Origin of the sequence: Nonomuraea sediminis, assembly GCF_018531495.1 — a bacterium.
Lineage (GTDB): Bacteria > Actinomycetota > Actinomycetes > Streptosporangiales > Streptosporangiaceae > Nonomuraea > Nonomuraea sediminis.
In genome coordinates this window covers 1-25,778 of sequence record NZ_JAHDTI010000001.1, presented here as the reverse complement: position 1 = coordinate 25,778, position 25,778 = coordinate 1, and the positions used below count along the sequence as shown (strand labels likewise).

The window sequence follows — 25,778 nt, the reverse complement described above, 5'->3', positions numbered from 1 at the left end:
GGAAGCCAATGTCCACCAACGATGCGGTCCGCTTCGACAGCCACGGCGTCGAACCCATTCCGCCCGGCGCACGCGACTCGACGCCGTGGCAGCAGTTCTGGATCTGGACGGGGGCCAACATCGCCCCGATCAACTGGGTGCTCGGCGCTCTCGGCGTGACGCTGGGACTCAGCCTGCTTGAGACCATCACCGTGGTCGCGGTCGGCAACCTGGTCGGCTGTGCCGTGTTCGGCCTGTTCAACCTGATGGGGCACAGGACCGGGGTCGGCCAGATGGTGCTCGGCCGCGGCGCCTTCGGCCGCAGGGGAGCGATCGTCCCCGGGGTCGTCCAGGGGCTGCTGACCATGGGCTGGGTCGGCGTCAACACCTGGGTCGTGCTCGACCTGGTCCTGGCCATCCTCGCCCGGATGGGCGTGCACGGCGGGACCGGCCTGAAGTACCTCGTGGCGGCGATCATCATGGCCGTCCAGCTGTTCCTCGCGCTGTACGGCTTCTACGCCATCCGCACCTTCGAGAAGTACACGGTCCCGATCACCGTCCTGCTCATGGCGATCATGACCGTCCTGGCCGTGACGCAGGCCGACCCGTCCTGGACGGCCACTGCCACGATGCACGGGTCGAAGTTCACCGCCGTCACCCAGTTGCTCACCGCGATCGGCATCGGCTGGGGCATCAGCTGGCTGCCCTACTCCGCCGACTACAGCCGCTTCGTCCGGGTCCGATCGTCCGGCAAGGCGGTGTTCTGGTCGACCGCGCTCGGCATGTACGTGCCCACGGTGTGGCTGGCCGCGCTCGGCGCCTACCTGAGCAGCGCGGGCGGCGGCGACGACCCGTCCAGCCTGGTGACGAACACCTTCGGGGTGATGGCCGTCCCCGTCCTCCTGCTGATCATGCACGGGCCCGTCGCGACCAACATCCTCAACCTGTACTCCTGCTCCCTGGCCGCCCTGTCCGTCGGCATCCGGATCGCGCGCTGGAAGCTGACGCTGATCGCCGGTGTCGCGGCCTCGGCGGTGCTCGTGGTGTTCGTCCAGGCGGACAGCTTCGCCCACGCCTTCGACAACTGGATGGTCTCGATCCTGGTGTGGATCAGCCCGTGGGCGGCCATCGTGCTGGTCGACTTCTTCGTGGTCAGAAGAGGCAGGGTCGACGTGTCCTCCCTCTACCGCGACGACGCCTCGCCGGACGGCCCCGTGAGCCGCAAGGCCCTGGTCAGCCTGGGCCTGGGTCTGGTCGCCGCATGGAGCTGGGAGTACGGGCTGGTCCCCGCCACTCAGGGGCCCATCGCGCGCGCCCTGGACAACACCGACTTCTCCTGGCTGTCGGGCGGCCTGGTGGCGGGAGGGCTGTACTACCTGCTGACGCGGGGCGCGCGCAGCCGGGTTCCCGCGGACCTGCCGGTGGCCTCGCGATGACGAGCCGCGTTCGCGTCATCACGACGGGAGGCACCATCGCCTCCCGTCCTGACCCCGGCGGGACCGTCAGCGTGGCCGTCCCCGGCCGCGACCTGGTCGGCGCCGCCGGGCCCGGGGTGACCGTCGAGGTCGAGGAGCTCATGCTCACCCACAGCTTCAACCTCACGCTCACCGACCTGCTCCGCATCGCCGAACGCGCCACGGACCCCAGCCTGGACGGGGTGGTCGTCACCCACGGCACCGACACCATGGAGGAGACCGCCTACTTCCTCGACCTCGTCCTGGGCCCCGACCGGACGGTGGTCCTGACCGGAGCCCAGCGCCACGCCGCCACGCCCGACGGCGACGGGCCGCGCAACCTCTCCGACGCCATCCGGGTGGCCGCCCTCGGCCACGGGCTCGGCGCCGTCATCACCATGGCCCAGGCCATCCACGCCGCCCGGCACGCGACCAAGACGCACACTCTCGCGCTGGACGCCTTCGCCTCACCCGGCCACGGGCCCATCGGACACGTGTACGGCGAGCGGGTCCACCTCGCCGCCCGCCCCGTACGGCCTGCCGGGTTCGACCTGAGCGAGCTCGCCGCCCTCGACGCCCGGGTCGACGTCGTGCCCGTGTACCTGGGCGCCGACGGCGTCCAGATCGCGGCCTGCCGCGCCGCGGGGGCCCGCGGGCTGGTGGTGGAGGCCCTGGGGACGGGTAATCCCACGCCGGGGGTGCTGGAGGAGATCCGTGCGTGCCTCGACCACGGCATGATCGTGCTGGTGACCTCGCGCTGCCGGCAGGGTCCCGCCTTGCCCGTCTACGGGGCGGGGGGCGGGGCGGGGCTGGCCGAGGCCGGTGCCGTGTTCGCCGGCTCGCTCACCGCTCCCAAGGCCCGGCTCCTGCTCATGGCGGCCCTGGCCGCCGAGCCCAGCACCCGCCAGGCGCTGTCCCGAGTCCGCCCGCACCTGGCCTTCTGACCAGGGGTTACGACGCGCCGCCCCCCTTTCTGATCAAGGGTTACGGCGGGCCGCCCCCACCGCCACTCGCCGCACTTCGGCTTGGCCCCGTCCAGGGAGACGCTCCTCCGGCGATGCGTGGTACCCGCCGCTACGGCGCACGGAACCGTGGTCCCCGGGGTCGTCCCTTGGCCGCCGTACCTGGGTTCACCGCGTCGCTCGCCGTACTGGGCGCCGGGCTCCGCCGTACACCTTCTCGCCGACCCGGCGCCTGGGGGTTGCCGTCGTCGGCGCGGCGCGGCGCGGCGCGGGGGCGTGCGGCGTGCGGTGGGCGGCGGGCGTGTCCCGGGTTCCTTGACGCGTGTCGCTCCGACCTCGACCCCGACGCGGGAGGGCCGTAGGAGCACGCCCATGGGTGGTGGCCGTCGGTGGGGCCATAGGGCGGTGGGTGTCGCGGGTCCGGCGGGTGCTGTGGGCGGGTCCGCCGGGGAGGTTGGGGCTTGCCGTACGGCTCGGGTCAGAGGGTGGTGCGGAGGGTGGCGTAGTCGGGCTTGCCGTTCGGGAGGAGGGGGAGGCTGGGCAGGAGGCGCAGGGCGCGGGGGGCGGCGTGCGGTGGGAGGCGGTCGTGGCAGTAGGCGCGCAGGTGGGCGAGCGTCGGCGGGCGCGTCGCGTCGGCGGGGACGATGATCGCGGTGACGAGTTCGCCCCATTCTGGGTCGGGGCGGCCGATGACGGCGACGTCGGCGACCTCCGGGTGGCGGGACAGGACGGCGGCCACCGTGGCGGCGACCACCTTCTCGCCGCCGGTGTTGATGACGTCGTCGACCCGCCCGAGCACCCGCAACCGGCCGCCGGACAGTTCGCCCAGGTCGGAAGTGGTGAACCAGCCGCCCTCCAGCGGCGCGGACGCGAAGCGGTACCCGGAGAACAGGACGGGTCCGGAGATCATGATCCGCCCGTCCTCCGCGATTTTGAGATCTACATTGTAAAGGGGCTGGCCGTCGTAGACGCACCCTCCGCTGGTCTCGCTCATGCCGTACGAGGTCACCACCCGGGCGCCGAGGTCGCGAGCCTCCCCGACCAGCCCCGGCCGGGGAGCCGCCCCGCCGAGCAGGATCGTGCGGAACACCGACAGATCGGCGCCAAGCTCGACGAGCCGGTGCAGCTGCGTGGGCACCATCGAGACGTGCTCCGCGCCGGAGGCCAGCACGTCCGCCGCGTCGAAGCGCTCGTGGATGATCGGGTCGGTCTCGCTCAGCATCGCCCTGACCAGCACCTGCAGCCCTGATACGTGCGAGGGCGGCAGGCAGCACAGCCACCGCTCGCCCTTGGAGGCCTCCAGACGGCGCAGCGAGGCCGCCGCCGAGGCGCGCAGCGCGGTGGCCGACAGCTGCACCCCCTTGGGCTTGCCGGTGCTGCCGCTGGTCGCGATCACGACGGCGACGTCGGCGGGGACGCCGATCCCGTCAGCCTGCCGAACGCCGTCGACATGCGTCGGGCGCAGCGCCGCCAGCGCCGCGTCCGCGTGGTCGGGATGGAGGGGGAGGACCGCCGGGCCGTCGCCGGTGAGCGCGTCACGGATCGCGGCGAAAAGCTCCGGGCCGGGCCGCCGGACAAGGGCGTGCAACGGGCGATCCGGATGCGACGGGTTCCTCCTCATGCTCGTAAGGTTAGTGGCGACAGTTCGGACATGAGTGCGGGGAGGGTCGTGACGCATTCTCCCGTGGTCTTCCGCATTCCGATGCGCACCCGGTTCAGGGGACAGACCATCAGAGAAGGGGTACTGCTGCGCGGTCCCGCCGGGTGGGGCGAGTTCTCGCCGTTCCCCGAGTACGGCCCGCGCGAGTGCGCGCGCTGGCTGGCCGCCGCCCACGAGGCCGCCTTCGAGGGCTGGCCCGCCCCTGTGCGTTCCTTCGTCCCTGTCAACGCCACCGTCCCGGCCGTGGGGCCCGAGCAGGCCTTCGCCCTGGTACGGCAGGCCGGCTGCGAGACCGCCAAGGTCAAGGTCGCCGAGCGCGGCCAGGGCTTCGCCGAGGACGTGGCGCGCGTGGAGGCCGTGCGGGACGCGCTCGGGCCCGGTGGGAAGCTGCGCGTGGACGCCAACGGGGCGTGGAACGTCGAGGAGGCCGTGCGGCGGCTGAAGGAATTGGACCGTTTCGATCTGGAGTACGCCGAGCAGCCGTGCGCCACGCTGGAGGAGCTGGCGCAGGTGCGGCTGCTGTGCGACGTGCCGATCGCGGCCGACGAGTCGATCAGGCGGGCCGAGGATCCGCTGCGCGTGCGCGCGGCCGAGGCGGCCGACATCGCCGTGGTGAAGGTGCAGCCGCTGGGCGGGGTACGCAACGCGATGCGGGTGGTCGAGGCGTGCGGGCTGCCGGCCGTGGTCTCCAGCGCGGTCGAGACGTCGGTGGGGCTGGCCGCGGGGCTGGCGCTGGCGGGGGCGTTGCCGTCGCTGCCGTACGCGTGCGGGCTGGGGACGATGTCGCTGCTGACGGGGGATGTGGTGGGGGAGTCGCTGGTGCCGGATTCCGGGCGGCTCGCCGTACCTGCGCGACCTATTCAGGACTTGTCGGATATTTCGTCGTTTGAGATTGAATCTCCCTCGTGGCTTCGCCGGATGCAGGAGGCCTCGCTGTGAATCCCGCTACCGCGCTGGCCACCGTGCTGGTCGACGAGTTGGTGCGCTGTGGTCTCACCGACGTGGTGGTGTCGCCCGGCTCGCGTTCGGCCCCGCTCGCGCTCGCGCTGCACGCCGACTCCCGGGTGCGGCTGCACGTGCGCATCGACGAGCGTTCGGCCGCCTACCTGGCGCTCGGGCTGGCCAAGCGGGCCGAGCGGCCGGTCGCGCTGATCTGCTCGTCCGGCACCGCCACCGCCAACTTCCACCCCGCGGTCATCGAGGCGAGCGAGTCTGGCGTGCCGCTGCTCGTGCTGACCGCCGACCGGCCGCCCGAGCTGCGCGGCACCGGCGCCAACCAGACGATCGACCAGCTCAAGCTGTACGGCCCGGCCGTACGGTGGTTCGCCGAGCTGGGAGTGCCCGAGGAGCGGCCCGGCCAGGTGGCGTACTGGCGTTCGCTGGCGTGCCGGGCCTACCAGCGCGCCCTCGGGCCGTCGGATCCCGGGCCCGTGCACCTCAACCTGGCCTTCCGCGAGCCGCTGATCCCAGATGGCGACACCACCTGGTGCGAACCTCTGGATGCCGACGGTCCGTGGGTGCGCGCCCGGGTCGCGCCGCCGCCCGTGGCGCTGCACCTGCCGCCCACCCGGCGGGGCGTGCTGGTCGTCGGCGACGGCGCCGCCAACGTGCGCCGCTACGTCGCCGCCGCGGGGATGGCCGGATGGCCGGTGCTCTCGGAGCCCAACGGCGGCGGCCGCTACGGTGACCACGCCATCTCCACCTACCACTACCTGCTCGGCACGCCCGAGTTCGCCGACGCCCACCGGCCCGAGGTCGTGGTCACGCTCGGCCGCCCCGGGCTGTCGCGGCCGCTGCTTTCGTGGCTGAAGCGGGCCGACGAGCACATCGTGGTGGCCACCGACCTGGCCCGCTGGCCCGATCCCACCCGGTCGGCCACGCAGGTGGCGCAGGCGGTGGAGATCCCGGTGGCCTCCGGCGACGACGGCTGGCTGCACGCCTGGCGCACCGCCGACGCGGCGGCGCGCGCGGCCATCGACGAGGTGCTCGACGCCTCCGGGCTGAGCGAGCCGCGGCTGGCGCGCGACCTGGTCGACGCGCTGCCCAACGGGGCGCTGCTGTTCTGCGGGTCCTCCATGCCGATCCGCGACCTGGACCAGGCGATGCGGCCGCGGCGCGGGATCCGGCTGCTCGCCAACCGGGGCGCCTCCGGGATCGACGGGGTCGTGTCGACGGCGATGGGGGCGGCGCTGGCGCACAACGGGCCCTCGTTCGCGCTGATCGGCGACCTGTCGTTCCTGCACGACCAGAACGGGCTGATCCTCGGCCCTCGCGAACCGCGTCCCGACCTGTGCCTGGTGGTGGTCAACAACGACGGGGGCGGGATCTTCTCCCTGCTGCCGCAGGCGTCCCTGCGTGACCCGTTCGAGCGGGTCTTCGGCACGCCGCACGGGGTGGACCTGGGGTACGTGGCCGCCGCGACGGGCACGCCGTACACGCTGGTGACGGACGTGAGCGAGCTGCCCAAGGCGCTGCGGGGGCAGGGGCCGCGCGTGGTGGAGGTCCGCACGGACCGCGAGACGAACGCCGCCATCCACGCCCACCTCCGCGACACCGCCCAATCCGCCATCCGCGCCGCCCTCTAGCGCTCCACCGCCGACCTGTCGGTGACAGGTCGGCGTTGAGCACCACCTGGAGCGTGAAGCACACGGCGGCGGCAGACGCGGGGGAGTCCATCGTGACCATCACAAGCCCAGGGATCTCCTCGCCCATCTCGTAGTCCTGCCCGGTTGACCAGGGCCATGTTGGCGAGCACCGTGAGGCCTCCTCGCCGCGCCGGAATCGCATGGTGAGGTCCCCGGCGGTACCAGGAGGCTGCCCGCGAAATGCCTGGGTTACTGGTCAGCCTCACTCGGGCGAACTCGGCGCCTCCGAGGAGCGTCAGTTGGATCTGAGGCCGTGGAGGAGGAGGTGCCAGAGGGCGTCGAAGTTGTCCTCGATGCCAGGCTGCGACCACTCCGAGGCGTACGCCGGGTCGTGAAAGCGGTTGGTGGCGTCGAAGACCGCGCGGGTCGTGAGCTCGAGGTCCTGCACGACGAACTCGCCCCGCGCCACGCCGTCCACGAGGATGGCGCGGATCTGCCCGACGAGGTCGGCGACGTGGCGTTCGATGACCTGGCTGGCCTCGGCCACGAGCACCATGTACGTCGCGAACAGCTCGGGATCGTCGAGCGCCTTCTTGCGCTTGCTGCCGAACAGGACCGTCAGCCAGTCCTGCAGCCGAGCCTCCGCCGGGCCGCCCGCGTTCATGACGGCGTCGAGGGCGGTCTGCGACTGGTCGAGCCAGCGCTGGGTGACGGCCTCCCGCAGCGCCGCCTTGCTGGGGAAGTGCCGGTAGACGCTGCCGTGGCTGACGCCCAGTGCCCTGGCCACGTCCACGACGGTCGCCTTGGCCGGGCCGTACCGCCTCAGCACGTCCTCGGCGGCGGCGAGGATGTGGTCGGCGGTCAGCGTGCCCTCTGTCATATGACCAATTCTGTCAGTCAAACCTTGTGAGTTGGCCATTCGTCGGCGGTCACACTGGTGATCAGGGCGTCGTCAAGCAGCACGACCCGCCGCCGCTCCTGCTGCGCCGATCACCACCCCGTACCCAACGCCGCCTCCACCGCACCCCTGGCCCGCCCCCGGTCCTGTAGGCACACGGGCTCCATCGCCCCAGCTCCCGCGCGGGGCATCCCGGAGGGCGCCTGCGCAGGGTCTCGCGCGGCCACACGGACGGCAGGCATAGCGGAGGCGTGCGCCATGGAGGTTTGGCGCGGGGTTCCCTGAGGCGTGCGCCCAGGAAGTCTTGCCGCCGTGGTGGAGACGGTCGTACAGGAGAGCGTTGTGCGGGCGTGGCGAAAGGTCGGGCGGCACGGCAGGCGGATGCGTGCGCACGAAGGGCGGGCGTGGCGTGAGGCCAGGCGGCATGGCAGGCGGGTGCGTCCGTACGAGGGGCGGGCGCCCGTCCCTGCGGTAGGGCGGGCGGGAAGACAGGGCGGCGCGATGGGTCAGCGGAAGGCGTGGGCGTTGTCGTGGGCCCAGGTGGTGAAGGGGCGAGGGGGTGTGCCTGTGAGGTGCTCGACCGTGGTGGTGACCAGGCGGGATTCGGGGCGGGACTCGGCGCTGGCGAGGAGGGCTTCGACGAGCGCGGGAGGGCGGCCGTCGGCGAGCATGCGTTCGCGGGCGACGTCCAATGCGACAGGCTCGAAGCGGAGCACCCGTCCGATCGCGTCGCCGATCGCCTGGACTTGCTCCGCCCTGCTGACGACCTCCGGTCCCGTCAGCACGTGACGCGCACCCTCATGCCCAGGAGACGTCAGAACCCGCGCGGCCACGGCCCCGATGTCCCCCTCATGGATCACGGCCGTGGCCGCGATGTCGGGCCCCCGCACCACCCCGGTGGTCCGGATCTGCTCGGCCCACCCCAGCGCATTGGTCGCGATCGTGTTCGACCGCAGCACCGTCCACTCCAACCTGGACCCCTCGATCAGAGCCTCCATGTCGGCATGCAACTGGTTGATCGGATCGGTCTGCCGCCGGGCCCCGTCCCGCACCCCCGAGGACGACAAGTAGACGACCCGCCGTACATGTCTCTTGAGCAGATCCAGTACGGCAGGCGCCCCCTCCGTGGTCAGAAACGGCCACACCAGGAACACCGTCTCAACCCCACCCAGAGCCCCCGCCAAGGACTCCGCCCTCGCCAGATCCCCCGCCACAACCTGCAACGCCCCCGCAGGCCCGCCATCCGCAGCCCGACCAGGATCGCGCGCCAGCCCACGCACCGCGACGCCCTGGTCCAGAAGATGGCGCACGACCTGACGCCCGGCGTTTCCGGTCGCACCCGTCACAAGAATCACGCTCATGCCGAACCACAGCCCTACCCGCCTCAGGGGTTATTCCCGTCCCAGCAGAGACTGACGTGCTGGCGCGGGTGGCGGAGCGTCGGACGGGACAATGCCAAGCCCACGGTGCGACAGTGCGCCGCCACGTGTTCAACGTTCCGTATGGTCACAGTCGCGGCCATACGGAACGTTGATCAGGGATCTGTGTCTTACGTTCAAGGCACAGCGCCGCCGAAACCGGTGTTCCTGGCTTCTTACTTGTAGGGCTCGAGCTTGGTCATGTCCGTGGCAGGCTTGGGCAGGCCCAGCCCGTGCACGGCGTCCCAGATGTCCTTCTCGGTCTCCTTGAGCAGGCCCCAGTCGGCGAAGAAGTCGCCGAGGTCGAGTTGAGCGGCGAAAGAGGCCGAGACCACGAACCATTTCTTGCGTTCGGGGTTGTCCATCGTGCTTGCACGCTCGGCCCGGACATATTTGTGCCAGGTGCGCAGGAAGTCCTCGCCGAGGCCGCGCCTTAACTGCTCGAAGACTGCCTGGGCGTCGACCTGGTTGGCATCGAATTGTTTCTCCGCGCGGGGGCGGGCCAGATATGCCTGCGTGGCTGTCCAGCGTTTCGGGAATTCGTTCGCGTATTCGTTCGTGTATTTCCGGCCGACGGCGAGAGCATAGAGGTTGACCGATATCTCGGTGATCCCCTCGGTGCCTCCGTAGGTGGTCTCCTGCTGGAAGTGGTGACCGTACTCATGCAGCATGACCCACGAATTGCGGCCGCCTCGGTCAGCAGGGCTTTCGTGAAGTACCCGGGTGTGGACTCGTGAGGCAGCCCGATGTATCCCGTCGTCGCGTGCGGGGGGACGTTGCTGCTCGTTTCGACCGCGTACAGTCGCAGGCGCGGGCGGGCATGGAGGGCAGAGGTGCCGTCCAGGCCGCTGATGCTCTCCTGGATGGCGAGGATCTCCTCGTGCGCGGCGAGGGTTGCGCCGGGGTCGGTGTCCTTGAAGGACCGGGCGGTGGGCAGCAGGGCGGTGATGACGACGAAGTCGCTGACCATCTCCACTTCCGGCGCCGATGTCTTGGCCAGCATGGTGGACCACTGGGCGGTGGTCGTCTTCCCCTTGACGAAGTAGGGGATGGGCTGGGTGGCGCCACTCAGGGTCAGCCACACGGCGTCGCCGTCGCCGGAGGCGGTGGTGTAGCGGAGGTGGACGATGCCGCCGTACGGGTCGGTGATCCTGTTGGCGCCGGGCCGGAGGGCGGTCACGCGCATGCTGGGGCTTTGCCGGCTGGTGTCCTTCCGGTCGGCCAGGCCCTGCGTGCCGATGAGCGCCTGCATCCCTGGCGCGTTGCCGTACACCGTGATGGTGATCTCCTGGCCGGCCGGTGCGTAGTAGCCGGTGGGCTGGTAGTCGGCGAACTGGAGGCAGTGCTGCAGTCGCGCCTCTTCGTCGGCGGCGGTGACCGAGGGCCCGATGGCCAGGACGCGCGGCTGCGGGAAGTCGACGGTCGCCTCGACCGGGTCGAAGGCCCGTCCGTTGTGGTAGACCCGCAGGCGGAGAGTGGTCTGGTCCCACATGTAGTTCGCGGGCACGTCGGGGTTGGTCAGGGTGCCGTCGGCGCGGAAGTCGCCGATGCTCGCCCAGTTGCCGTTGGGCCACTGTGCCTGCAGGTTCGCCCCCTGCGGCCCGCCCTGCGCCGAGACCTGCAGCTTGCCGTCGGAGGTCCGGACCGCCGAGAGCCCGGTCAGCGGAGGACGTACGGTGACCTGCGTGTAGGCGGGGAAGGTGAGGCCGCTCTTGGAGATGCGCAGGCGCAGGGTGGTCTGGTCCCACATGTAGTTCGCGGGCACGTCGGGGTTGGTCACGGTGCCGTCAGCGCGGAAGTCGCCGATGCTCGCCCAGTTGCCGTCCGGCCACTGCGCCTGCAGGTTCGCCCCCTGCGGCCCGCCCCGTGCCGAGACCTGCAGCCCGCCTTGGGCGGTCCAGATCGCGGTCACGGCCAGCGCCGGGCGCACGGTGACCTCCCACATCGCGGAGACCTGGCCGTACTTGTGGGCTCGCAGGCGCATCGTGTTCCGGTCCCACATGCGATCCGCAGGCACGTCGGGGTTGGTCACCGTGAGATCGGGACGGAAGTCGCCGATGCTCCCCCAGTTGCCGTCCGGCCACTGCGCCTGCAAGTTCGCCGCCTCCGGCCCACCCCGCGCGGTTGCCCACAGCTTCCGGTCATCGGTCCAGGCCACCCACACCTCGTCCAGGCGGGGCTGCGTTTCATCGGACACGTAAAGTCATCACCTTTCCGGCGGGAGACTTCTCTCCACTCGACGAAATGTCGCGGAGCCGACGCCGATGCGGCGCTTTGTTACGGGCGTCAAACAAGCCCCATTCCTCTGGAAAGAAAAGAGGGGCACGCAGCCGAGTTTCGACAAGCTCGAACGAGACGAATTGGATTCCTCGCGGGAATCATCTCCCCGTTCCCAGTGCCGGGCCAGCCCGCCACCGTGGCCAGAATGGGACACCGCATAATGGTGCCGGTAGGACTTGGGTGGCCGCATCCGGACGTCGACTCGGGTGATATGCCCACGTATGGTCGAAGTGCGCGGTGACGTAAATCGGGGCTGATCTGCGGAGACGAGATGCCCGTGCCCGACAGCGCCTGCCTTGAGATCCACATGCTCAACGTCAGCCACGGCGACTCCGTGATGATCATCCTGAGGGATGTCGACAAGGTCAAGGAGAAGATCGACGCCGTCACCCCCGCCCTCACCGGTGTTCCCGCGGACCCCATCGACTGGATGCCGTTCGCCGTCGCCAACGATGTCAGCCTGCTGGGCACCGTGAAGAACTGCCTGCTGGTGGACGGCGGTGACGACTTCGTCGGCGACGCCATCGTGATCGCGCTCGAGGAGTACGGCGTGGTGGACCCCGGCAACAAGGGGGAGGTCGTCGAGAACTTCTCGGTGATGGTCAGCCACTTCCACGACGACCACGACCAAGGACTGCGCACGGTGTTCGTCGAGCCGCCTGCCGGCGGGGTCGACCTGAAGGACATCATCAAGACCAAGTGGAAAGTGAGATACCCGCCCAAGTACATCTACTGCAGCCCGCGCAAGCACCCCAGGACCCCACGCACCAAGAACATGCCGCTGTTCTGGCAGGCCTTCGACTTGGCGGTGGGCGCCGATTCGAAGGTGGTGGAGATCGCCGAGGGCGGGATGCAGGTCCTCAAGGCGACCAAGCACCAGGTCCTGCTCGCGGCGAAAACCACGACGAAGAAACCCCTCGTCATCGAGTTCGGCGACGGCGTCTCGTACAAGGGCGAGCCGATCCCCATCACGATCACGATGCTGGCCGCGGGGGCCGCCGTCTACGAGAAGACCGGCAAGGACAAGGGAACGCTCCAACCCGTCCCGTCCAAGGTGAAGAAAAAGAAGGACGGCAAGAAGCTGTGGGACGAGAACGACAGGTCGCTCTGCTTCGTCCTGGAATACGGGTCCTTCCGGTACTTCCATGGAGGCGACATCGCCGGCGACGGGATGGAGGGCGGCGGCAACACCGGGAAGGCCAAGATGCCCAAGAAGAGCACACCGGGCTCCGGCACACACGGCGACGTCGAGAAAATCCTCGGCCCGGCCATGGAGAAGTCGCTCGAGGCGAAGGCGAGCTGGGCCAAGGACAAGGACTGGTTCCCGAACGCCGGCCACTGCACGGTGATGAAGGCCAGCCACCACGCCAGCGCTTCCAGCGTGGACACCTACTTCCTGGCCACGGTGCGGCCCCGGATCGTGCTCATGTCCACGGGGCCGCGGGCCAAGCACCACGGGCACCCGACGCCCGCGGTGATGTTCCGGTGCGACAAGGCCACCAACCCCACGTGGGACAAGCGCGGCGGCGGCACCGCGAAGAACAAGGTCGACGCGATCTACGTCACTGAGATCACCGACACGTACACGGTGACGAAGAAAGACGGCAAAAAGAAGAAGTTCGTCAAAAAGACGTTCTCGATGGTGCCCGCCGCCGCCACCAAGCAGATCGGCGACATCGTGCTGCGCCCGATCGACGGCTCGATCGTCGACGTCCGCAAGGCCACGAAGAGCACCGCCCTGCGCGTCCAGGTGTTCGGGAACGGCGCGAAGACCACAGAAAAGACGACGAACACCAAGGCCCGCGCCGGAGAACCCAAGAACTCGCCGCGGGAAAAGGGCGCGTACCTGATCGGTCCTTACGTGCACACGCTCGACCCGTAGGAGGCCCCGGGCATGACTCTGACGCCGGAGAAGAAGGACGACGCCTGGTACGCCACCGGCCTGACCCGCGCGGGAACGGACTCGACCCGGCTCGGCACCTGGCTGAAGCGCGTCGGCCCGCACTGGGTCGCCTTCGACGACGCGTTCGACGTGCCCGTGATGCGGGCCGTCTACGATCCGGCGTTCGCGCCGCGGGGCCTCAAGGAATACCTGCATGTCGGGTACGTGCAGCTTGCCGAGATACTCTTCCGCGGGGTGCCGATCCCGCCGTGGGTGTTCGACCCGCGGCTGGCCGATCGCCGGCCGTACGTCGTGAACGACAAGACCCTCCGCTTCGTCGACATGATGGGACCGGCCGACCTGCGGGCCATCGGGGCGATGGACCCGTTCTATGCCTTCAACGGCTCGCTGCGCGACCTGTTCCTCGCCGTCAACGACTTCTACCAGCACCCCCAGCCGAACGGGTCCCTGCTGCGCAAGAAGGCCTCGCCCAAGTCCACGACGCCGCCGCCCGGCCCCGAGACACCGCCGGACAACGAGTCCCGGTACGCCACGATCGTCGCCGACGTCTGCGGGGAGCTGCTCACCCCCGACGACCTCAAGCTGATGATCGGCGACGACGAGCCGTACGCGAGCGTGACCAGCGTGGTCGGCGAGGAGCCGTACAAGACCGTCATCAGGGAGTTACTCACCGAAACCGAGCCCGCCGGAGACGACGACGTCGAGATGCCGGTCCCCGGTGAGGCCGAGACCGACTCGATCCCGCCCGGCCAGTTCGTCGTGCGCGCGATCGGCGGTTACGTGCTGATCGAGCTGCCCGACTCCGAGGACTTCCGCCCGACCTACGTCGTGCCGCCCGCGCTGTGGCAAAGCATGTCGTACGACATCCCCGTCTACCGCATCTCGCCCTTCGACGTCGAGTCCACCAGGAGCAGGCTCGTCGCCGACCTGTTCGGCCGGATCGCCGCCTACCAGATCGCCACCAAGCAGGCCAAGGACCTGGTGCTGAAGGCGCCGCCCGGCAGGGGCAACGGCGGCTACGACCGTCCGCTGTACGCGTTGGAGTTCGAGGAGTTCGCCATCGAGATCGCCTACACCACGATCCTGTGCGGGAAGCCGGTGAAGGAGACGCGGGGAAGCCATCTGACGGCCATCGCGGCCTTCCGATGGGGCGCGCTGATGCAGTACGACCCGGCCCGCCGAGCGCTCGAGCTCACCGCGGTGCGCACGCCCGCGGAGACCGTGACGCTGTCGATGGACGACATCGGCCAGAGGATGACCGACCTGGTCACGAAGCCGGAGACCAAGGACATGAAGGTCGACACCTCCTACTTCACGATGGCGGCCGTGCGCCGCGACGGCTATCCCGCCTACCGGACGCTGCGCTACCTGCCGTCCGACGCGAAGAACGCCACCGTCGACGAGGTCGACGAATACACACCGGAGGAGAGCCCATGAGCGACGGCGGGCCGGTCGTTACAGTCGAGTATGTCGACGGGCGGCTCGTGGTGTCGTGGACCGGGGTCACCGGCGCCTTCCAGTACCGCGTCGTGGTCCGGGACGCCGATGGCAGGTTCGTCGACCAGGCGGACGTGGACGTCTCGCCGCGCGTGTGCGACTTCACCCCGGTGCACGGCGCCACCTACACGGCGGTCGTCACCCCGGTCGGCGTGCCGAGCGACCCGGTGCGCTTCACCGTCCCCTACGACACGGCCGAGATCCTCGCGGCGCTGCGTACCCGCCTGGAGGCGGCCAGGGCGCCCGACGACAAGGGCGGATACACCTACGTGTTCGGCGCGGACGTCGTCGGCAGGGACACGGCGATCGCCCCGTTCACGATGACAGCCCAGGACGAGTCCGTGCTCACCGCGACGGCGCTGACGCTCGGAGGCAGGTCGCAGGCGGTCACCGGCGACGTGGACACCGCGGCCTTCGTGGTCTTCACGGTCGCGGACGGGCAGGTCGAAGCGTTGTGGACGGCCACGCCACCCGACGGCTACCTGCTCGCGGACACTTGGCCCGACCTGCCGGAAGACTACGACTACCTCGGCCTGCGCGAGCAGGTCTTCACCGTGGACACCGGGGCGGGCACGACGTTCACGGCGGAACTGCCGGTGCCGCCCGACCTGTGGCCGGACCCGGACAACGCGCCGGGCGTGCGCGTCGGCGGTCCGGTGAACGCCGACGGGACGTTCACCTGGGCGGGGGAGAGCGCGGCCGGCCCGCTCATGATCGAACGCGTCGGCCTCCCGCCGCTGACCATGACCGGCGGCCAGGTCACGATGACCGAACGCGGCGTCACGATCACCGGAACGCTCCAGTTCGGCGAGACGGCCGTCACCGGGACCCTGGACCTGCCGACGTTGGTCAGCGAGAAGGCGGCCTTACGCGTCGCGGAGGTGCCGCCCGGCAGCGCCGCGCAGGTGCTGGACGCCTGTGGCCTCACCGGCGTCGCGGGCCGATTGCCGCAGCCGCTGCTCGACCTGCTCGGCGTCCAGGTCAGGGACCTGTCGATCGGCCTGTCACCACGCGGCACGCCGTCCGTGACCACCGTGACGGTGGACTTCGGCGACGGGAGCGTCACCCTGGCGCCGGGGGTGACGCTGTCCGGCTTCCACGTCACCGCCGAGCTGCACAACCTGACCGGCTACGACCCCGGCGGGTCCGTCGTGGTCCACGGAACGGTCCGGCTCGGCGAGTCGCGCTACGAGGTCACCGCGGGCGCCTACGCCGACCAGCCCTGGACCGTCGCGATCACCAGCGCCATCACTCCCGACGCGATCACCGCCGCCGCCGGCACCGACATGACGCACGTCGCCGCGATCCTCCCGATGAGCCTCGACCCCGGCATCGGCATCCTCGACGCCTCGCTCGTCATCGACCCCGAAGCCGTCGAGCTCCTCGCCGTCGCCTTCACGATCGGCCAGACCAGGACCTGGAACGCCGGGCCGTTCAGCCTGCGCGACTGGACCGTCCACGTACGGCTGGCCGCGGACCTGGACTGGTCGCCCGTCGCCGAGATCGAAGGCACGATCGGCGTCGCCGGCACCGACATGAGCGTGAGCCTGTCCGCGCCGGTCCGACGCGGCGCGCTGTGGACGGCGGAACTCGAGCCGGGCAGCCGGATCCACCTGCCGAGCCTGGCCGACCTGCTGGCCACGCTCGGCGCGGCCCCCGCCCTGCCGCCGGGCCTGGCCACGCTCGGCGACCTCGACATCACCGGTCTGGAGCTCGCCTTCGACCCCGGCGACCTGAAGCTCGCCAGGCTCGTGGTCGGCATCGCCTCGGCCGCGCCGTGGGTGGTCGTCCCCGACGGGCTCGTGCTGGAGGACTTCGACGCGTACCTACGGTTCGACAGCGGCGCGGGCGTGTCGGGACGCATCCTGGGGACCGTCGTCATCGTCGGCCTCCGCACCGACGCGAGCCTGATCAAGGACGCCGGCGAGGGCTGGCTGGTGCGCGCCGCCTACGCGGAGGTCGTCCACGTCCCCGGGCTGGCGCAGCTCGACGCCTGGCTGAACCCCGGAGGCGCCGCCGGGGGCGGGCTGCCCGACCGGCTGCCGCTGGCGCAGGGCTTCGACCTGGCCGACGTGTGGGCCGAGTTCGACGAGGACGGAAGCTACCGCGGGTTCGGCTTCAGCTTCTACGCCGAGGACCTGTGGACCGTCGTCCCCGGCATGCTGTCGCTCACCGAGGTCGGCGCCGACCTGGCGCTCACCGAGCCGGTGTCGGCCGCCAACGTCGTCGCCGACGTCAACGGCATCCTCACCATCGGCGGTGTCCGGATCGGCGTCACCGCCTCCACCCCGGGCGGCGGCGCGCCGTGGACCTTCACCGGCGACCTGGTGGACGGCCTGACCATCGACCTCATCGGCGCGCTCACCACCCTGTCGGCATCGGCCGGGTTCGCGTTGCCCGCCGACGCCCTCGCCCACGGCCTGCCGTCCTCGATCACCATCGCCTCCGCGGAGGTCACCGCCGTCCCCGACCTCGGCGAACTCCACTTCGCCGGCCTCATGCTCACCGACTGGACCATCGGCTTCGGCGCCGTGTCCCTCGACATCCTGGCCATCGGCGGGCGCATTGACGTCGAGGGCGAGGACGAACCCCTCACCGCGGCCATCACCGGCGTGTTCACCTTCGCCGGGATCATCGCCGAGGTCACCGTCGCGCTCGGCCAGGCCGGCACCCCCACGATCATCACCGGGCAGGCCTCGACCGCGGGCACGGTCAACCTCCCCGCCGTCACCAGCATCGGACCTGGGACCTGGGACGCCGTCGTGCCCGCCGACCTCGCGCTCGGCCGCTTCACCGAGGCCGCGTTCTGGCTGGACCTGACCGGCGAGCGCTTCCTGCTCGCCGGAGCCGTCGGGTACGGCACGGCGGCGACGGCGCAGGCGCTGGCCTACTGCGCGCAGGTGGGCGGGCGGTGGGCCTACGCGGTGTCGCTGACACTCGCCGACGGATTCCGCTTCGGCGACCTGTTCCCCGCGCTGCGGGTCGTCGACGACGTGCTGCGCGTGCGGCAGGCGTTCGCCGTCGTCTGCGACCTCCCGGCCGGGCAGACGCTGGGCGACGTCGCGACCGTCGTCCAGTCCGCCCTCCAGGCGGTGGGATCGGGGACGGCGTCGCCGTACCCGAGCGGTGACGATCCGCAGACGGCGCTCACGGCGGGCGTGTACGCGTTCGCCGATCTCGACTTCTCCTTCGGCCTCCCGGCCAACATCCTGAAGATCGGCTCCACGACCGGCGACGCCGTACGGCTGTACGCGCTGGTGGACCGCGTCGGCACGCGCAGCACGTTCGGCGCGCTCCTGCCGGACATCGTGGTCGCGGGCACGATCGCTTTCACCGGCGTACGGCTGGCCTACACACCGGCGCTGGCGAACACGCTGACACTCGACGCGACCGCCGCGCTCACCGGGATCTTCGACGCGGATTACCGCTTCGACATCCACCTCGCCATCACCGACACCGGCCTCACCTCGACCGTCGGCCCCTCCGGCGACACGATCAGCAACCCGTTCGAGCTGCCCGGCATCGTCGTCTCCGGCCTCGAACTGGCCGTCGCCTACACGTGGTCGCCCACCACGACGTCGTTCTACGCGCTGCGCGGCCACGTCACGATCGGCGGCGTCCGGACGACCGCGGCGATCGCGCTCGTGGACGGGCAGTCGGCGCTGTTCCACGCCACGCTCGACGACGACCTGCCCATCGGCGCCTTCATCGCGCAGTGCGTTCCCGGAGGGAGCTGGCCCAGCGACTTCCTCGAGGTGACGGTGCTCCGCGGCAGCCGGATCAGCTACGCCGCGGCCGAGACGACCTACGCGGGGACGCCGATCCCGGCGGGCTTCACGATCGGCGCGAGCGTACGGCTGACGCTGATCACCTCGATCACGCTCGACACGCTCGTGTCCATCGTGAAGGTGAACGGGCACTACAGCGGCGTCGAAGCGCAGATCGCCCTGCGGGAACCCCTCGACCTGGTCGTGGTCCAGCTCACCGGGCCGCCCGTCGTCACCATCAGGACCGTGGACAACCTGTTCCGGCTCACGACCGGCGTCAGCTTCCTCGGCCAGCCGTTCATCGACGCGTCGGTGTCCGTGCAGAGCGCGACGGACGGGCCGACGACCTACCGCGGGACCCTGCAGGCGCCCGGCAGGCTCGATCCTTTCGGCACGCTGCGCTGCTCGTTCGTCTACGTCGACCACGGGGACGACTCGGCCGAGTTCAGGATCGACGACTGGCCGGGGTTCGACTGGGTCCGCGACCTGGTCGACTTCATGGAGGTCATCCGGTCGCTGTCGGACCTGTCCAAGGGGTGCGGCGCGCTCGCCGACGTGGTGCTGAACGAGGTGTTCCAGACCAGGTGGCGCCTGCGTCCCACGGTACGGCTGGACGGCACGAACCTGCTCTTCGAGCTGACCGGGTCCTACGAGCTGTCCGTCGCCGGCAACCCGTTCCTGTCCGTTTCGCTGCGGCCGCTGCCGGTTCCGATACCGATCGTCACGACCTGGGCCGACCTGCCCGAGGCGCTCGCTCACGGCGTGACGGCGCTGGGCGAGGCGATCGTGCGCGACCTGCTGGCCGACTCCGAGGCGATCTCGATCATGCTCGGCGTCGTCGCCGCCGAGCAGGCCGCGAAAGCGGGACTCCAGCTGGCCTGCCAGGGACTGGTCGACGCCGCCGTCAGCGCGGCCGCGGAGGCGGCGTTCGACGCCGTCGTGGCCGCCGGAGGCGCGGCGATGGTGACGGGCGCGGCGCTCACCGCGGCTGTGAGCGCCGCGCTCAGCCACCACAGCTCCGGCGGCGGTTCTTCAGGCTCCTCCGGTGGTGGCTCGTCAGGCGGGGGCTCGTCCAGCGGCTCCGGTTCCGGCTCGTCCGGTGGCGGCACGCAGCAGAACCCGGCGCCGGAAGCGCCCGTGATCAGCCGGTTCGCCTACGACGGCACCCGCTTCACCGCCGCCTGGGGCCCCTCGCGCTACGCCGCGGGATACACCTTCCAGGTCGTGGCGCCCGACGGCCACGTCATCGGCTCCGCCTACGCCGACTTCGCGCTGAGCGCGTCCGTCGCCGCGGGCCCCGACGCGCTCAGCGCGTACGGCCGGTATGTCTGCCGCGTCCGCGGCGTACGCGGCAACGAGGTCGGCGCGTGGGTCGAGGCGAGCCTGACCAGGACCGCCCCACCGCATCCGATCATCGCGTACGAGGCGCCGTACCTCGTGATCACCTGGCTGCAACCGGACGGCGCGTCCACGCCGGACGGCTACCGGGTTCTCGTCACGCGTGCCGACGACGGGACGGCCGTCATCGATCAGCAGCTCGCCGCCGACGCCACCGAGGCCCGCGTCGAGGTCCTCCCGATGCAGGCCGCGACCTACGAGGTGCGCATCCGCGCGCTGCGCGCCGCCGAACTGCCCGGCGAGTGGGGTGGCCCCGTGACGTACGAGGTGACGCCACCCGTGGCGTCGAACATCCCGGCCAACCTCACCGTGGCGGACGACGGCACCACGGTCGTCTTCACCTGGGAGCCGGTCGACGGCTTCCGCCAGTATCTCCTGCGCTTCCTCGACGCCTCGGGCGATCAGGTCATGGTCATGGAGACGAACCGCACCCGCGCCGAATTCGACTCCTCCACCTGGAATCCCGGCGCCGGCGTCGTCGCCCAGGTGTCGATCTCCCACGAGGAGGTGGCACCCGCCTGGTCCGATTCCATCGAGCTGCCGATCTACCTGGCGCTTCGCGCCGACGACCCCAAGATCGCCGGCGTCACCAGGGTCACCATGGCCCGCTATCCAGCCGCCGAGGACTGGTGCGTCGTCCCGCGCGGCACCGTCGGCACCCTCGCCGCGCTCGCTCGCCTAGCCGGACAGCTCAGCCTGCACGGCCAACTGCACGACGCCTACGCGACGATGGCCGACGGTGCGTCGGCGATCAGCCCCGACAGCACCGCCGACGCACGCACCTCCGTCGTCTGGGGCGCCCTGCGCAACCTTCTCAACGCCCTGGCCACGAACGACGCGCTGCCGTCCACCGTCTTCACCGACGTCGCCGGTGACCTCCTCGGCGTGCGGGTCTTCGAGGAGTGGGGCGGCTGGCAGCTCCTCCTGGCGCTCGGCAACCCCGTCGGCGGCTCCTGCACCACCGAGTCAGGGCGCTGCGGCGACCTCGCCACCGGCGTCTCGGAGGACCGTATCGCCAACGCGTACGCGGTGTCCGCCGAGAGCGGCTGGCTCGCCCTTCCCGGCTACGACAGCGCCTCGCGCACGCTGCTCGAACACCTCGTCACGACGGTGGCCGATCTCGGGCTGATCGAGGTGAACCAGGCGGCGGCCGTCTTCGGCTAGTGCCCGGTGGTCCACGCTGGGCGCCGGTTTTCTCTTCAGCGAGATCCAGCGGCGTCATCGATTGGCGGCATGGGCGCTGAGGGCGCCGGTCGCGCAGATGACCGCGAGCCCGAACAGCACGTTCCTGGCCGCGTCGAGCATCGAGGCGCCGCCCAGGTTGACCAGGACCCCGGCCACCGCCGTGCCGAACGCGATCGACAGGCTCGTCACGGTGGCGATCGCCGCCGCCGCCCGTCCGCCTTCCTCCGGATCCTGGGTGCTGGACATGGCGGCCACGGACAGGTGCGGGTAGGCGAGACCGATTCCCGCCCCGGCGACGAACAGCACCGGCACCCACACGAGCACCAGCCACATCGGCGTGTCCTCGCGCTGCAGCAGCCCCTGAACGACAAGGCCCGCGGCCAGCAGCACCGGGCCGAGCACGCGCAGCCGCCGCACGGCCCGGTGCCCGGTCACCGACGAGCTGCCGATCTGGGTCACCGACCAGCCGAGCGAGATGGCCGCGGCGAAGAACCCCGCCACCAGGGGCGGCAGCCCGGCCAGCCGCTGGCCGAACAGAGGCAGGAACGACTCGGCCGCGACGCCGAAGGCCAGCAGCCCGAGCGTCAGGTAGACCCACTTCAACGACGACCCCCTCTGATAGGTCGTACGCGGGAAGACCCGCAGCTCGCCGCGCCGCTCGTGGACGACGAACCCGGCCATCAGCAGCAGCGCCACCCCGATACCGGCGGCCTTCGACGGCGTGCCGGCCACGACCCCCGCCACGCTCACCGCGCCGGCCGCGGCCGTCAACAGCAGCAGCGACACGGCCGGGATCGGCACCCGCCTGGTGCCGCGTTCGCTGCGCGGCAGCGCCCGAGGCACGATCGCGCCGCACACGGCCCCGATCAGCGCCATCGCCCCGAACGCCAGCCGCCACGAGCCGACCTGGGCGAACAGGCCGCCGATCGCCGGGCCGGCGAAGTTGCCGACGCCGTACATCGCCGACATCAGCGCGGTGCCGCGTGTCCAGAGCCGGGCCGGCAGCGCCGCTCGGATGACGGCGAACCCCAGCCCGGACAGCAGCCCGGCACCCAGTCCCTGGACGCCCCTGGAAGCCAGGAGCACCGCCATCGCCGGGCTCACCGCGCAGGCCAGCGAGCCCGCGGTGAACGTGGCGAAGCCGAGGAGGTAGGCGCCGACGTTCCCCCATCGGGACAGGAGCCGGCCAGTGAGCATCGTCGCGATCACCATGGCGACGAGGTAGATCGTCATGTTCCAGGCGTAGAAACTCGCGCCGCCGAGCTCGGCCACCGCGGTCGGCAGCAGGCTCGCCGCCAGGTAGATGTTGATCGCGCCGACGAGCACTCCGCCGGCCAGCACGATCGCCGCGCCGAGATGCTCCCGGCCCAGCAACTCCCGCCACGCAGGCGGGGCGGAGGTCGAGGTGAGGCTCACGCGCTCACCCCCACGCGTCGTTGAGCGGGTTCGGAGCCGCTGGGCCGTGGCCGGGCGGCCGGTCCGCGGCGCAGCGGCGGGACGAATGTCTCGATGGGGGGCTGTTCGTGGTCGTCAGAACTCATGCCTTCAAGGCTGTCGTTGAACGGTCCCCGGAGACTTTTCCGCCGCCTGCCGTGGACGGTGGACGAGAAAGCCTCAAGCCTCGATGGAACGATGCCTCTCGCCGGCGCGGCCTCGACGGACCTGGAGTAACGCGCGCAGGGCTTGCGTGTGTAGCGGTGTGTAGGTGCGATAGCCGTGAGGGCGCGTTCAGGGGCCCGGCCGTGCTCGCGACCACTGGCCTCATAGGTGCACCATCGATTGAAGGTTCAGTGCCAAGAAGGCCGGGAATTCGGCGAAAAGTTTACATGGAGGCTTCAACGATACCGTTGAAGGTATGGATATCAAGGACACGGCCCGGCTGCTCGATGGCGCGGGCGTCTCGGCATTCCTCCGGTCGCTTCCCGCCAAGCCCCTGGTGCTCGGCCTGGGCGAGGCCAGGCACTTCGTGGGGGAACTGGGCGAGCTGCGCAACGAGATCTTCCGGCATCTGGTCGAGCACGAGGGCTACCGATCGTTCGCCATCGAGAGCGACTGCCTCATGGGCCTCGTGGTCGACGACTACATCGCGACGGGCGCGGGCACGCTCGATGACGTCATGGAACGCGGCTTCAGCCACAACTTCGGCTCGTTCCCCGCCAACCGCGAGCTCGTGCGCTGGATGCGGGCCTACAACGAGGAACACGACGAAAAGCTCCGGTTCTTCGGGTTCGACGGTCCTCTGGAGTATTGGGCGGCGAGCCCGCGCCAGGCGCTCACCGGCCTCTACGACCTCCTCGACGGCCCGCTCCCCGGCACCGTGGTCACCAGGGAAACCCTCGACACGCTGCTGGGCCCCGACGACCGGTGGGCGAACGAGGCCTCGGCCATGGATCCGTCCCAGTCGATCGGCCAGTCCGCCGACGCCCAGCGGCTGCGACTGATCGCCGACGACCTGGTGGCGCTGCTCGACACGCAAATGCCGCAGCTGAGCGCGGAGGACAGGGAGCGGGCGGCACTGTACGCGCGCACCGCCACCGGCCTGCTGCGCTACCACTACTGGATGGCCGACGCTTCCCCGGCACGGTGGACCCGGCTGTCGGCGCTGCGGGACGCGATGATGGCGGCCAACCTGCGTGCCGTCGCCGAGAACGGCCCGGCCCTGGTCTTCGCCAGCAACCTCCACCTGCAGCGGAACAAGACCTTCATGTCGTTCGGCGACCAGCAACTGGAGTGGTGGAGCGCGGGGGCGATCGCCGAAGCGCACCTGGGCGACCGGTACGCCTTCCTGGCCTCGGCCCTCGGCACGGCCGGCGACAACACCCCGCCCCCGGACTCCGTCGAGGGCATCCTGTCCACGCTCCCGTGGGACCACTCGCTCATCGACGCCCGCCGCCTGGCCAAGGCCGTCACGAAACCCGCCCCGCGCATCTCCCACGATTTCGCGTACTTCCCGCTGGACCCGGCCCAGCTCGACCTGATCGACGGAGTCGTCTTCCTCAAGCAGGCTGTCAAGATAGGTTGACAGCGCGCGTGCGTGTCAGCCTCTGCTGACACGCACGCCCATCACTCCCACCATCCACGCCCATCCCTTCACCGAAGGCGGCACCCGGAATCGCCAGGCGACCACTGCAGTGCGGGCTGGTCGCCGACCCGCTCTGACGGCAACGGGCTACGCCGACGAACCGAGGGCTTCCCGAAGATCTGGGCATCGCGGTGTCTCGCCCCGAAAGAGGCTCCTTCCCGGCACGTGAAGAGCTGGCCAAGGCCGAGCGCGACCAGGGTGCCCCTTCCCGGCACGTCAAGAAGTTGGCCAGGGCTGAGTGCGACCAGGGTGCCCTTCCCGGCGCGCGAAGAGGTGGCCGAGCTTGAGCGGGACCGGGGCGCCCCCTTCCCTGCGTGTCAAGGGGGCGACTTCCTGGCGGGTTCGAGGAGTGCGCGGAAGGTGAGGAGGCATGGCGCGCACTGCCAGGTGTCGGCGGCTTTAGGCAGAGTTGGGATGACAGAAATTGAAATCTGTCATTCGATAGGCGATACTTGGGTGCATGAGAACTCTGGGAACCAACGGGCCGCGCGTGTCCGATCTTGGGCTTGGTTGTATGGGGATGTCGGATCTGTATGGGCCCGCCGATGAAGGCGAGTCGATCGCGACGATCCATGCGGCGCTCGACGCGGGCATCACGCTGCTCGACACCGGTGACTTCTACGGGATGGGCCACAACGAGCTGCTCATCCACGACGCCCTGCGCGGGCGCGACCGCGACGGCGTGCAGATCAGCGTCAAGTTCGGGGCGCAGCGCGACTACGACGGCACGTGGCTCGGCTACGACGGTCGCCCGCAGGCCGTGCACACCTCCTTGGCGTACACGCTGCGGCGGCTGCGCACCGATCACGTGGACGTCTACCGGATCGCCCGGGTCGACCCCGCCGTACCGATCGAGGAGACCATCGGGGCGATCGCCGAGGAGGTGAAGAAGGGGCACGTACGCCACATCGGTCTGTCCGAGGCCGGAGCCGACACGATCCGGCGTGCGCATGCCGTACACCCCATCTCTGATCTGCAGATCGAGTACTCGCTGCTGTCCAGGGGGATCGAGGGTGAGATCCTGCCGACCTGCCGGGAGCTCGGGATCGGCATCACCGCGTACGGCGTGCTGTCGCGGGGGCTGCTGAGCGGGCACTGGTCGGGCGACAGGGCGCTGGCGGCCGGCGACTTCAGGGCTGCGAGCCCGCGCTTCACCGGGGCGAACCTCGAGCACAACCTCGCCCTCGTCGAGACCCTGCGCGGCATCGCCGAACGCACGGGCGCGACGGTCGCGCAGCTGGCCATCGCCTGGGTGCTGGCGCAGGGCGACGACATCGTCCCGCTGGTGGGGGCGCGCCGCCGCGAGCGGCTGGCCGAGTCGCTCGGGGCCCTGGACGTACGGCTGGCCGCCGCCGACCTGGCCGCGATCGAGGCCGCCGTCCCGCGGGACGCGGTCGCCGGCGCCCGCTACGCCGAGCCCCAGATGGCCCACCTCGACAGCGAACGCTGACCATCCCCCCGGCCCCGGGTCCCACACGACCCGGGGCCTTCGCCTGCCCAACCCAGGGATCGCGCCGCACCGTCCGCCACCGCTGAGCGACGCACCCCGCCGCCGCTGAGCGACGGCGGGCCCGCCCACGAGGCGCAAGACCCAGGTGGCCGCAGGTGAGGGCGCGGATGCAGGAGGGTGTGCGGGATCCGCGTGCCAGGAGCGGGCGGGGTGCGGGGGCTCGCGGGCGGAAGCGGGGTGAGGTGGTGTGAGGGCGGGAG

The 25,778-nt window shown here is 70.7% G+C and carries 14 protein-coding genes and 1 pseudogene; 9 read left to right on the top strand and 6 right to left on the bottom strand.

The features are described 5' to 3' along the window. Positions 1–8 precede the first annotated feature (8 nt). Together KIK09_RS00075 and KIK09_RS00070 are read left to right on the top strand one after the other, a co-directional pair. Positions 9–1,415 carry a purine-cytosine permease family protein gene (locus KIK09_RS00075; RefSeq protein ID WP_214316526.1) on the top strand — a complete coding sequence of 469 codons (1,407 nt, stop codon included), beginning with the start codon at positions 9–11 and terminating at the stop codon, positions 1,413–1,415. After that, entirely contained in the window at positions 1,412–2,377 is a 966-nt protein-coding gene (locus KIK09_RS00070; RefSeq protein ID WP_214316525.1) for an asparaginase, read from the top strand. The genes KIK09_RS00075 and KIK09_RS00070 overlap by 4 nt, the downstream gene beginning before the upstream one ends. 496 nt (positions 2,378–2,873) lie before the next feature. On the opposite strand, the gene KIK09_RS00065 is transcribed toward KIK09_RS00070, so the two are convergent. Further along, positions 2,874–4,016, bottom strand: a complete 1,143-nt coding sequence (locus tag KIK09_RS00065; RefSeq protein ID WP_214316524.1) for an AMP-binding protein — start codon at positions 4,014–4,016, stop codon at positions 2,874–2,876. A 30-nt stretch (positions 4,017–4,046) separates the two neighbouring features. On the opposite strand from KIK09_RS00065, the gene KIK09_RS00060 reads away from it, so the two are divergent. Then, complete coding sequence (locus KIK09_RS00060; RefSeq protein WP_214316523.1) at positions 4,047–4,994, top strand: o-succinylbenzoate synthase; 948 nt, start codon at positions 4,047–4,049, stop codon at positions 4,992–4,994. After that, positions 4,991–6,640, top strand: coding sequence for a 2-succinyl-5-enolpyruvyl-6-hydroxy-3-cyclohexene-1-carboxylic-acid synthase (menD, locus tag KIK09_RS00055; RefSeq protein WP_214316522.1), 1,650 nt, complete (start codon positions 4,991–4,993; stop codon positions 6,638–6,640). Before KIK09_RS00060 ends, menD begins: the two co-directional genes overlap by 4 nt. Positions 6,641–6,935: 295 nt before the next feature. Here menD and KIK09_RS00050 read toward each other — a convergent pair whose 3' ends face one another. The 4 genes and pseudogenes from KIK09_RS00050 to KIK09_RS57220 all read right to left on the bottom strand — a co-directional run. Continuing rightward, positions 6,936–7,520 carry a TetR/AcrR family transcriptional regulator gene (locus tag KIK09_RS00050; protein ID WP_214316521.1) on the bottom strand — a complete coding sequence of 195 codons (585 nt, stop codon included), beginning with the start codon at positions 7,518–7,520 and terminating at the stop codon, positions 6,936–6,938. A gap of 524 nt (positions 7,521–8,044) precedes the next feature. Further along, entirely contained in the window at positions 8,045–8,899 is an 855-nt protein-coding gene (locus tag KIK09_RS00045; protein ID WP_214316520.1) for an NAD(P)H-binding protein, read from the bottom strand. 233 nt (positions 8,900–9,132) lie between these two features. Next, entirely contained in the window at positions 9,133–9,627 is a 495-nt protein-coding gene (locus tag KIK09_RS57225) for a M60 family metallopeptidase (RefSeq protein WP_250572458.1), read from the bottom strand. Positions 9,628–9,680: 53 nt separating this feature from the next. Next, positions 9,681–10,448, bottom strand: a pseudogene (locus tag KIK09_RS57220) (M60 family peptidase N-terminal accessory domain-containing protein); the annotation flags it as partial. 1,059 nt (positions 10,449–11,507) lie between these two features. Here KIK09_RS57220 and KIK09_RS00030 point away from each other — a divergent pair. Genes KIK09_RS00030 through KIK09_RS00020 form a run of 3 tightly spaced genes read left to right on the top strand, consistent with a single transcriptional unit; the run spans position 11,508 to position 20,965 of the window. Further along, positions 11,508–13,118 carry a ComEC/Rec2 family competence protein gene (locus tag KIK09_RS00030; RefSeq protein ID WP_214316518.1) on the top strand — a complete coding sequence of 537 codons (1,611 nt, stop codon included), beginning with the start codon at positions 11,508–11,510 and terminating at the stop codon, positions 13,116–13,118. Between the two features lie 12 nt (positions 13,119–13,130). Beyond that, on the top strand, positions 13,131–14,576 hold the full coding sequence (locus tag KIK09_RS00025) for a hypothetical protein (RefSeq protein ID WP_214316517.1): 1,446 nt from the start codon (positions 13,131–13,133) through the stop codon (positions 14,574–14,576). Continuing rightward, complete coding sequence (locus KIK09_RS00020; protein ID WP_214316516.1) at positions 14,573–20,965, top strand: hypothetical protein; 6,393 nt, start codon at positions 14,573–14,575, stop codon at positions 20,963–20,965. Before KIK09_RS00025 ends, KIK09_RS00020 begins: the two co-directional genes overlap by 4 nt. Positions 20,966–21,019: 54 nt before the next feature. Here the strand turns inward: KIK09_RS00020 and KIK09_RS00015 are convergent, their stop codons facing one another. After that, complete coding sequence (locus KIK09_RS00015; protein WP_214316515.1) at positions 21,020–22,402, bottom strand: MFS transporter; 1,383 nt, start codon at positions 22,400–22,402, stop codon at positions 21,020–21,022. Between the two features lie 439 nt (positions 22,403–22,841). Here KIK09_RS00015 and KIK09_RS00010 point away from each other — a divergent pair, with 439 nt between their 5' ends. Together KIK09_RS00010 and KIK09_RS00005 are read left to right on the top strand one after the other, a co-directional pair. Beyond that, positions 22,842–24,008 (top strand): erythromycin esterase family protein, encoded by a 1,167-nt coding sequence (locus tag KIK09_RS00010; protein WP_214316514.1) that lies wholly within the window; start codon positions 22,842–22,844, stop codon positions 24,006–24,008. A 520-nt stretch (positions 24,009–24,528) separates the two neighbouring features. After that, positions 24,529–25,518, top strand: coding sequence for an aldo/keto reductase (locus tag KIK09_RS00005; protein ID WP_275955982.1), 990 nt, complete (start codon positions 24,529–24,531; stop codon positions 25,516–25,518). Positions 25,519–25,778 lie beyond the last annotated feature (260 nt).